The 9,237-nt window shown below is 70.8% G+C and carries 9 protein-coding genes; all 9 read right to left on the bottom strand.

Translation table 11 applies throughout. The annotated features are described in order from the left end of the window. Nucleotides 1-565: 565 nt before the first annotated feature. Entirely contained in the window at nucleotides 566-1,741 is a 1,176-nt protein-coding gene (locus ACFWP3_RS35110; protein WP_384229346.1) for a DivIVA domain-containing protein, read from the bottom strand. An 82-nt stretch (nucleotides 1,742-1,823) separates the two neighbouring features. Beyond that, nucleotides 1,824-2,120 (bottom strand): YggT family protein, encoded by a 297-nt coding sequence (locus ACFWP3_RS35105; protein WP_362299998.1) that lies wholly within the window; start codon nucleotides 2,118-2,120, stop codon nucleotides 1,824-1,826. A 60-nt stretch (nucleotides 2,121-2,180) separates the two neighbouring features. Beyond that, a complete protein-coding gene (locus ACFWP3_RS35100; protein WP_384229343.1) occupies nucleotides 2,181-2,804 on the bottom strand; it encodes a cell division protein SepF in 624 nt (207 codons plus the stop codon). A gap of 149 nt (nucleotides 2,805-2,953) precedes the next feature. Further along, nucleotides 2,954-3,673 carry a YggS family pyridoxal phosphate-dependent enzyme gene (locus tag ACFWP3_RS35095; protein ID WP_384229340.1) on the bottom strand — a complete coding sequence of 240 codons (720 nt, stop codon included), beginning with the start codon at nucleotides 3,671-3,673 and terminating at the stop codon, nucleotides 2,954-2,956. 3 nt (nucleotides 3,674-3,676) lie between these two features. After that, nucleotides 3,677-4,387, bottom strand: a complete 711-nt coding sequence (gene pgeF / locus ACFWP3_RS35090) for a peptidoglycan editing factor PgeF (protein WP_384229348.1) — start codon at nucleotides 4,385-4,387, stop codon at nucleotides 3,677-3,679. Nucleotides 4,388-4,404: 17 nt separating this feature from the next. After that, nucleotides 4,405-5,610 (bottom strand): cell division protein FtsZ, encoded by a 1,206-nt coding sequence (gene ftsZ / locus ACFWP3_RS35085; RefSeq protein WP_384229337.1) that lies wholly within the window; start codon nucleotides 5,608-5,610, stop codon nucleotides 4,405-4,407. 278 nt (nucleotides 5,611-5,888) lie between these two features. Continuing rightward, complete coding sequence (locus ACFWP3_RS35080; protein WP_384229335.1) at nucleotides 5,889-6,728, bottom strand: cell division protein FtsQ/DivIB; 840 nt, start codon at nucleotides 6,726-6,728, stop codon at nucleotides 5,889-5,891. A gap of 31 nt (nucleotides 6,729-6,759) precedes the next feature. Continuing rightward, a complete protein-coding gene (gene murG, locus ACFWP3_RS35075; protein WP_384229332.1) occupies nucleotides 6,760-7,854 on the bottom strand; it encodes an undecaprenyldiphospho-muramoylpentapeptide beta-N-acetylglucosaminyltransferase in 1,095 nt (364 codons plus the stop codon). A gap of 6 nt (nucleotides 7,855-7,860) precedes the next feature. Further along, complete coding sequence (gene ftsW, locus ACFWP3_RS35070; RefSeq protein ID WP_384229330.1) at nucleotides 7,861-9,222, bottom strand: putative lipid II flippase FtsW; 1,362 nt, start codon at nucleotides 9,220-9,222, stop codon at nucleotides 7,861-7,863. Nucleotides 9,223-9,237: the final 15 nt, after the last annotated feature.

The raw sequence follows: 9,237 nt of genomic DNA, 5'->3' as shown, positions 1-9,237 counted from the left end.
GTGTCTCCTCGGCTCGGCGCGTGCGGCCAGGTCTCGGCCGTACGGCCTGGGTTGCGCGCTCGTCCTGCGGGGACACCCCCCACCGTCCCCACACCCCCACCCCGCCGGATCCACACCCCGTCTCGGACGAAGCGGGGACACCCCCCACCCCCCGGCGGATCCGTACCCCGTCTCGGACGAAGCGGGGCCGTGGGGCGGGGACACTCCGGGGGCTCCCCGCAGGACGAGCGCGCGACCCAGGCCGCCTCGCCGAGACACACCCGCACGCGCCGAGCCGAGGAGAGCCCCCGGAGGGGCACCGCCCCACCCGAAGCCACCGCCATGCCCGACGGGCCACGCCCCCGCCCGGGGGCACCAAACCCAGCCCCGCCGGCGTTTGAGGCGCGGCCACCGGGCCGCAGCCGGAGAACACGGCGCACCGCCCGCCAGGGCAACGGCGGCCACCGGCCCGCAGCCGGAGGACGAAGGCCGGCCCGGGTACGGGAACGGGCCGGGCCCGGTGCCCCCGAAGGGGAACCGGGCCCGGCCCGAAAAGCTGGCGACTGCCGACCGAACGGCGCGGCGCCTAGTTGTCGTCCTCGTCGATCAGAAAGCCCCGCATGGGAGACGGCGCCTGCTGCATCGGCTGCGGCGCAGCCGGCCGCACCGGAGCCATCGGCTGGGTCATCGCCGGGGACATCTGCTGCTGGCCGCCGTACGACGGGCCGCCCATCGGGGAGGGACCGCCCATGGGGGACGGGCCGCCCATCGAGGGTCCGCCCATGGAGTGCCCCATCGCACCGGCCGGAGCCATCGAGGGCGACGGCGACGGCGGCAGGGCCGGACCGGCCGGGTTCCGCGGCGGGGCCAGGGAGTCGTCGGCCTGGGTCTCGAGCTGGCGCAGCTGCGACTCCAGGTAGGACTTCAGGCGCGTACGGTACTCACGCTCGAAGCCCCGCAGGTCCTCGACCTTGCGCTCCAGCGTGGCGCGGGCGGACTCCAGGGAGCCCATCGCGACGCGGTGCTTCTCCTGCGCGTCCCGCTCCAGCGCGTCGGCCTTGGCGCGGGCGTCGCGCTCCAGGCCCTCGGCGCGCGAACGGGCCTCGCCGACGATCTTGTTGGCCTCGGAGCGGGCCTCCGCGATCGCCTGGTCGGCGGTCTGCTGGGCCAGCGACAGGACGCGGGCGGCGCTGTCGCCACCGGGGCCCTGCTGCGGAAGCTGCTGCGGCTGCTGGTGCATGGGCTGACCCATGGGCTGCATCTGCTGCCCCATCGGCTGCATCTGCTGGCCCATGGGCTGCATCTGCTGGCCGAGCGGGTTCTGGCCGCCCATGGACTGCTGGCCCATGCCCTGCGGTCCGCCCATGGGGTGCTGCTGCATGGGGCCGCCCATGCCCGGACCCTGCGGTCCGTGTCCGCCGGGGCCGGCGGGCAGCTGGGGCTGGCCGCCCGGCAGCTGCGGCGGGCCCATCTGCGGCTGCTGCTGCTGCGGAGGGCCGGATATGGCCGCGGGCACGGGGGCGCCGGGGCCACGCTGGTCCTGGGGTTCCGGCTTGCGCATGCCCTGCTGCTGCTGGTTCTGCGCGGCGGCACGCGTGGCGGCGGCCAGCTTGGCGCGCAGGTCCTCGTTCTCGCGCAGCAGGCGCGTCAGCTCGGATTCGACCTCGTCGAGGAAGGCATCGACCTCGTCCTCGTCATAGCCTTCTCGGAGGCGGACGGTCGTGAACTGCTTGTTCCGCACGTCCTCGGGAGTCAGCGGCATGTCTTCTTCACCTCTACGTAGTCGTCGGCAGTCGGCAAGACCGTATCGGGACTGTCCCCGCGCGCGCGGAGAAGTTCATCGTTCACACGCTTCTCGCAGCGGTGCTCACGAAGCTGATGAGGATGTAAACGATGATCATCAGAACGAAGAAGGACAGGTCGAGTGCCACGCCCCCGAGACGCAACGGCGGGATGAACCGCCGGAGAAGCTTGAGCGGTGGATCGGTAAGAGTGTAGGTGGCCTCCAGAACGACCACCATCGCCTTGCCGGGTGCCCATGAACGTGCGAACTGGAACACGTAGTCCATGACCAGTCGGAAGATCAGCACGATGAGGAAGCACATCAGAGCGATGTAGACCACCTGTAGTGCGACGCCCATCCCGCGCTTCCCTCTCCCCGTTTCCCGCTCTGTTCCCGGTCCCGTATCTGACGGATCGGTCTAGCTTTGGTTGAAGAACCCGCCCTCCGCGATGCGGGCCTTGTCCTCCGCCGTGACATCGACGTTAGCAGGCGACAGCAGGAACACCTTCTGTGTCACGCGTTCAATACTGCCGTGCAGGCCGAAGACCAGACCGGCGGCGAAGTCCACGAGACGCTTGGCGTCGGTGTCGTCCATCTCCGTGAGATTCATGATCACCGGAGTGCCCTCACGGAAGTGTTCCCCGATGGTACGGGCCTCGTTGTAGGTCCGGGGGTGCAGCGTCGTGATGCGGTACGGCTCCCGCTCGGAGACGACCTTGGGCATGATCACGGGGGCGTTCTTCTCCAGGTTGGTGCGGTCAGGTGTGATGGATGCCACGGGGGCGATTCGCGCAGGACGTCCGTTTTCCACCGGAATTGGGATGGGTTCCCGCTGCGCCGGAGGCTGTACGGATCGCACCGGTTCGTCCGTTACGGGCGATTGGTGCATGGGCTGACGGTCTCGTTCCCGGGCCCGGTCCCGAGGACGCTCCGGTTCCGGCTCGGGCTCGAACTCGTCGTCGGGGTCGTACCCCGGGTTGTCGTACCGGTCGTCCTCCACGAGGCCGAGGTAGACCGCCATCTTGCGCATCGCGCCGGCCATTCTCCGAGTCCTCCGCTCTGTGGTGGATCGCCCTGTCGCAGGTGCCGCTGTGTCACGAATGTCACCAACTGCCCGCGATCCACGTGGTCTGCCCGCCCATCAGCGGTAATGACCATATTTTCTGCTGTGGTCCGACTTTCTTGGCGACGTTACCCGAGCCGGGGTCTCGCGCCGAGTACCGCAGTGCCGACGCGTACATGTGTCGCACCGGCCACAACGGCCTGTTCCAGATCCGTGCTCATCCCGGCCGACACCATCGTGGCACCCGGATGGTCCGCGCGCAGGCGGGATGACAATTCCACCAGCCGCTCGAAAGCGGCCTGTTCGCGTCCGGCGTACGGACCGGACAGCGGGGCGACGGTCATCACGCCGTCGATCCGCAGTCCGGGCGCCCCGGCGACGAGGTCCGCCAACTCGGCGAGCTGCTCGGGTGCGGCGCCCCCGCGGGATCCCCGCTCGCCCGACTCGGCGTCGAGGGCGACCTGTACGAGGCAGCCGAGTTCGCGGCCCGCGTTCACGGCGGCCGCGGAGAGGGCGGTCACGAGCCGGGAGCGGTCGACCGACTGCACCACTTGCGCGTATCCCGCCACAGAACGGACTTTGTTCGTCTGCAACTGGCCGACGAAGTGCCAGCTGAGCGGCAGATCCGCGCAGGCCGCGGCCTTGGGGGCGGCGTCCTGGTCACGGTTTTCCGCAACATGACGGATGCCCAGCTCCGCCAGGAGTCGTACGTCGCTCGCGGGATGGGTCTTGGTGACCACGATGAGCGTCACCTCTTCCCGCTTGCGTCCCGCGGCCGCGCACGCGGACGAGATACGTTCCTGCACCCGCGCCAGGTTCTCCGCGAGCTCCGACTTACGGTCCGTCATTTCCTATTCCAACCAGACATATCCGGCGAGCCGCCCGGTCACCCGGTCGCGGCGGTACGAGAAGTGGTCCCGCGACTCCAGTGTGCAGACCGCCGATCGGAGACGATCCGTCACCCCCGCCTCCGCGAGCTGGGCGTGCACCCCGGCGACCACGTCCACGGCCGGGGTCCCCCAGCTGGTCTCGGCCCGAGCGGCCGGCACCACGCCGGACACCTCGTCCCGCATCGCGGCGGGCACCTCGTAACAGCGGCCGCAGACCGCCGGTCCGGTACGGGCGACGATCCGCCCGGGCTCGGCGCCGAGGGCCGCCATCGCCTCCACCGCAGCGGGTACGACTCCGGCGACCAGCCCGGGCCGCCCGGCGTGGGCGGCCGCGGCGATCCCGGCGACGGGGTCCGCCAGCAGGACGGGCGTGCAGTCGGCGGTGAGCACGGCGAGGGCGAGCCCCCGGCGGGCGGTCACCACCGCGTCGACCGCGGGGAGCGCCTCGTCCGCACCCCACGGCCCGTCCACCACCGCCACGTCACGGCCGTGCACCTGGTTCATCCAGACCACCAGGTCCGGGTCGATCCCCAGGGACCGCGCCGCGCGTGCCCGGTTCGCGCGAACGGCGGCCGGGTCGTCTCCGACCGCGCCGCCGAGGTTGAGCTCTTCGTACGGAACGGCGCTCACCCCGCCCCACCGGTCGGTGAAGGCGAAGTGGGCGCCGCCCACGTGATGCTGCTCCGGTGTCACTTCAAGAAGTCCGGGACATCCAGTTCCTCGGCCGGGCTGTCCTGGTACGGCCGGGCCGTCGGGACCTGCGGCGCGGGGGCCTGGGCCTCGGCCGGAACCGCCTCGACCGGAGCCGGGGGGTCCTCGCGCGGGGTGACCGTGCCGAGTCCGCCGAAGGCCGGGCGGGCCGGCTCGGCGGCGCGGGCCGGAGCCGGGGCCGGCTCCTCGCGCTTGGTGGACGCGGCGCCGATGACGTTGTCCCGGCGGGCCGGGGGCTGTCCGCCGTCGAACCCGGCCGCGATGACGGTGACCCGTACCTCGTCGCCGAGCGCGTCGTCGATGACGGCGCCGAAGATGATGTTCGCCTCGGGGTGCGCGGCCTCACTGACCAGCTGCGCGGCCTCGTTGATCTCGAAGAGACCGAGGTCCGAGCCGCCGGAGATGGAGAGCAGCACCCCGCGGGCTCCGTCGATGGACGCCTCCAGCAGCGGCGAGGAGATCGCCATCTCGGCCGCGGCCACGGCGCGGTCGTCGCCGCGGGCCGAGCCGATGCCCATCAGGGCCGAGCCGGCCTCGGACATCACGGACTTGACGTCGGCGAAGTCGAGGTTGATCAGACCCGGGGTGGTGATGAGATCGGTGATGCCCTGGACGCCGGAGAGCAGGACCTGGTCGGCCGACTTGAAGGCGTCGAGCACGCTGACCTGGCGGTCCGAGATGGACAGCAGCCGGTCGTTGGGGATGACGATGAGGGTGTCGACCTCTTCGCGGAGCTCGGCGATGCCGTCCTCCGCCTGGTTCGCGCGGCGCCGGCCCTCGAAGGTGAACGGCCGGGTGACCACACCGATCGTCAGGGCGCCCAGCGAGCGCGCGATGTTGGCGACCACGGGCGCGCCGCCCGTGCCGGTGCCGCCGCCCTCACCGGCGGTGACGAAGACCATGTCGGCCCCCTTGAGGACCTCCTCGATCTCCTCGCGGTGGTCCTCTGCCGCCTTGCGGCCGACGGCCGGGTTGGCGCCGGCGCCGAGGCCCCGGGTGAGTTCACGGCCGACGTCGAGCTTGACGTCGGCGTCGCTCATCAACAGCGCCTGGGCGTCCGTGTTGATGGCGATGAACTCGACGCCCTTGAGACCGACCTCGATCATTCGGTTGATGGCATTGACACCACCGCCGCCGACACCGATGACCTTGATGACTGCGAGGTAGTTCTGCGGTGCTGCCACGTCGAAGGCCTCTCGCCTCGAGTTACGTGTCGCCGCCTCGCGGGCCTGCGTTGCGACGACTGATGCCGAAATGGGGCGGTCCGAACGCGCCGACCCGAACCCTCACCCTGAAGTTTAGGGTTAGGGGTGTGTCTGTTCTCTGGACTCTTCCGAACAGGACACTAAGTCGACAAGTAGCGCGTGTTCAACGAACACGCCGAACCTCCCGTTTTTCTTTTCACCCTATGTGATCACCCGTATCGCTGGCCAACCAGGGTGCGTCGCTGTTCGACCCGACGTCAACTCCCGGACACCGCAGGGGCGGTGGGAACGCTCACGTCGAAGTGGGCGGCCTTGGGCGCGGCCTTCAGCAAAGCGGTCAGCGCGCGCCCCTTCGCCTCGCTCTGTTCGCCGCTCCCCCACACCACGGTCCGGCCCCCGGAGAGCAGCAGCACCACCGAATCGTACGAACCCACCTTGACCTGCGCGGTCTCCTTGGCGATCGGCTCCGGAAGCGAGCCGGCGACGAGTACGGCCTCGTGCAGGAGCCGCTCCTCGTCGAAGCGGCGGGCGCTCGGGGACTGCTTCGCGTTCAATTCCAGGACCGGAACGCCCGCGGGTGCTTTCGGAACCGTGTCGAATCGCACACCCGAAGCGTCCACTTCCACGAAGTTGGCGTCCTTTTTGATGAGCAGGACGGGTTTGCGTTCCGTCACTTTCAGCCCGATCCCGTGCGGCCAGGCCCGCACCACATCGACCGAATCGATGCGGGACAGCCGGCCGCGGACGCGGCTCTCGATCTCGTCGGTGTCGACGCTCACCATCGGGGCGCCCACCGGAACGGCCGCCGCGGACAGCACCTGCTCGGGGGTGAGCACGTCGGTGCCGGCCGCGGTGACCTTCTCCACGCGGAGCCAGGAGGAGCCGTAGAGGACCCAGGTACCGCCGCCCGCGAGGAGCACGGCGGCGGCCAGAGCGGCCAGCAGGGGGCCCCGGCGGCGCAGCAGCGCACCGGGGGCCAGGGGGCCGGATCCCCGCGACGGCTTCGGGGCTTTGGGCGGCTTGGGAGAGCCGCCGCCCTTCCGGGCGGACGGGCCGGAGCCCGGGGTCCCACGCTGTGCGGTCGTCGCTCCGGCCACTCCTGCGCCTCCTGCGTCTGTGCGTCCCGCCTCAGCGGTTCCGGTGGGCCGCGATCGCCTCGTACACCATGCCGACCAGCAGCTCGTCGGCGTCGCGACGGCCGAACTCACCGGCGGCGCGGGACATCTCGTACAGGCGGTGCGGGTCCGACAGCACCGGGAGGACCTGGCTGAGCACCCACTCGGGCGTCAGTTCCGCGTCGTCCACGAGCAGGCCGCCGCCGGCCTTCACCACCGGCTGGGCGTTGAGCCGCTGTTCGCCGTTGCCGATCGGCAGCGGGACGTAGGCGGCGGGGAGCCCAACGGCGGACAGTTCGGCGACGGTCATCGCACCCGCGCGGCACAGCATCATGTCGGCGGCGGCGTACGCGAGATCCATCCGGTCCACGTACGGTACCGGCACATAGGGCGGCATCCCGGGCATGTTGTCGACACGCGGCAGTTCGTTCTTCGGCCCGACGGCGTGCAGGATCTGGATCCCGGAGCGCTGGAGGGTCGGCGCGACCTGCTGGATGGTCTCGTTGAGGCGGCGGGCGCCCTGCGAGCCGCCGGAGACCAGCAGCGTGGGCAGGTTGGGGTCCAGGCCGAAGGCGGCGCGCGCCTCGGGGCGGACGGCGGCCCGGTCGAGGGTGGAGATGGAGCGCCGCAGCGGGATGCCCACGTAGCGGGCGCCGCGCAGCTTGCTGTCGGGGGTGGAGACCGCGACGGCGTGCGCGTAGCGGGAGCCGATCTTATTGGCCAGTCCGGGCCGGGCGTTGGCCTCGTGGACGATGATCGGCACTCCGAGCCGCTTGGCCGCGAGGTAGCCGGGCAGGGCCACGTAGCCGCCGAAGCCGACGACGCAGTCGGCCTTGGTGCGGATGAGGATCTCCTCCGCGGCCTTGATGGTGCCGCGCAGCCGCCCGGGGACGGTGATCAGCTCCGGGGTGGGCTTGCGGGGCAGCGGCACGGCGGGGATCAGGCCCAGCTCGTAGCCGCGTTCCGGCACCAGGCGGGTCTCCAGCCCGCGCTCGGTGCCGAGGGCGGTGATGCCCACTGAAGGGTCCTGCCTGCGCAGGGCGTCCGCGAGGGCGAGCGCCGGCTCGATGTGGCCGGCGGTCCCCCCACCGGCGAGTACGACATGCACCGAAATTCACCGCTCTCCGGACGGACGCTTCTTGACGCGCCGTCTCATCGACTTCCATCTCAACCCGGTCCGCCTCCAGCCGGTCTTCGGCTGGCGCATCGCGAGCGCCGCGCGCGCCGCCGGCTCCTCCCGCGCGAACGCGATCAGCAGTCCGACCGCGAACATCGTCGGCAGCAGGGCCGACCCCCCGTAGGAGAACAGCGGGAGCGGGACTCCGGCGATCGGCAGCAGGCCGAGCACCGCACCGATGTTGATCACGGCCTGGGCCGTGATCCAGGTGGTCACGCCTCCCGCGGCAAACCGTACGAAGGAGTCCTCCGTGCGTCCGGCCACGCGGATACCCGCATAGCCTAGAGCCGCGAACAGGGCGAGCACCGACAGCGTCCCCGCCAGTCCCAGTTCCTCCCCGGTGATGGCGAAGATGAAGTCGGTGTGGGCTTCGGGTAGTTGCCCCCATTTTTCCACACTGGCACCCAAACCGGAACCGAACCATCCGCCCGAGGCCAGGGCATAGATCCCGTGCACGGCCTGCCAGCAGAGGTCGTTCTTGCCCGGGTCCGTCGCGCCGAGGCACTCCAGCCGGTCCATCCGGTGCGGGCTCGTCTTGATCAGCAGTGCGACGATCACACCCGCGAAGACCAGCACCCCCGCGAACAGCCGCGTCGGGGCGCCCGCCAGCCACAGCAGGCCGAACAGGATGGCGCCGAGGATCATCGCGGTGCCCATGTCCCCGCCCAGCATGATGAGCCCGAGCAGCAGGAAGGCCACCGGGACCAGCGGCACCAGCAGGTGCTTCCACTGGCTGAGCAGCCCCTTGTCGCCCTTGCGCGCCAACAGGTCGGCGCCCCACAGGATCAGTGCCAGCTTGCCGAACTCACTGGGCTGCAACATGAACGGACCGCCAAGGGAGATCCAATTCTGGTTGCCGTTGATGGCGACCCCTATCCCCGGGACCTGCACCAGGACCATCAGGAACAGGGTGCCCGCGAGCACCGGATAGGACAGCGCCCGGTGCAGTTTGACGGGCATCCGGGAGGCGACCAGCAGCAGTCCGGTGCCGATCAGGGCGGCCAGGAACTGCTTCTTGAAGAAGTAGGCGCCGCCGAGGCCGAGCACGTTCGCCTTGATCATCGAGGCCGAGTACACCATCACGAGGCCGAGCACCGTGATGAGCATGGAGCTGCCGAAGATCAGGTAATACGCCGTGAGGGGGCGGTCCCAGGCCTTGCGCAGCCGCTCCTGCGTACGCCTCAGCCCCGCCAGCGGCCCGCGCCCGGCGGGCCGCCGCACGCTCACGGCGGGGCGTTTGCGGCCCTGCGCCTTGACGGCGGACGGCCGCCGTCCCGGCAGCATCTGCTTGGCCGGCATCTGTGATCTTCCCCT

The sequence above is a fragment of the Streptomyces sp. NPDC058525 genome, from assembly GCF_042719495.1.
Taxonomy (GTDB): Bacteria; Actinomycetota; Actinomycetes; order Streptomycetales; family Streptomycetaceae; genus Streptomyces.
Note: the sequence above shows the minus strand (reverse complement) of the source record. Positions and strands in the feature narration are given on the sequence as shown.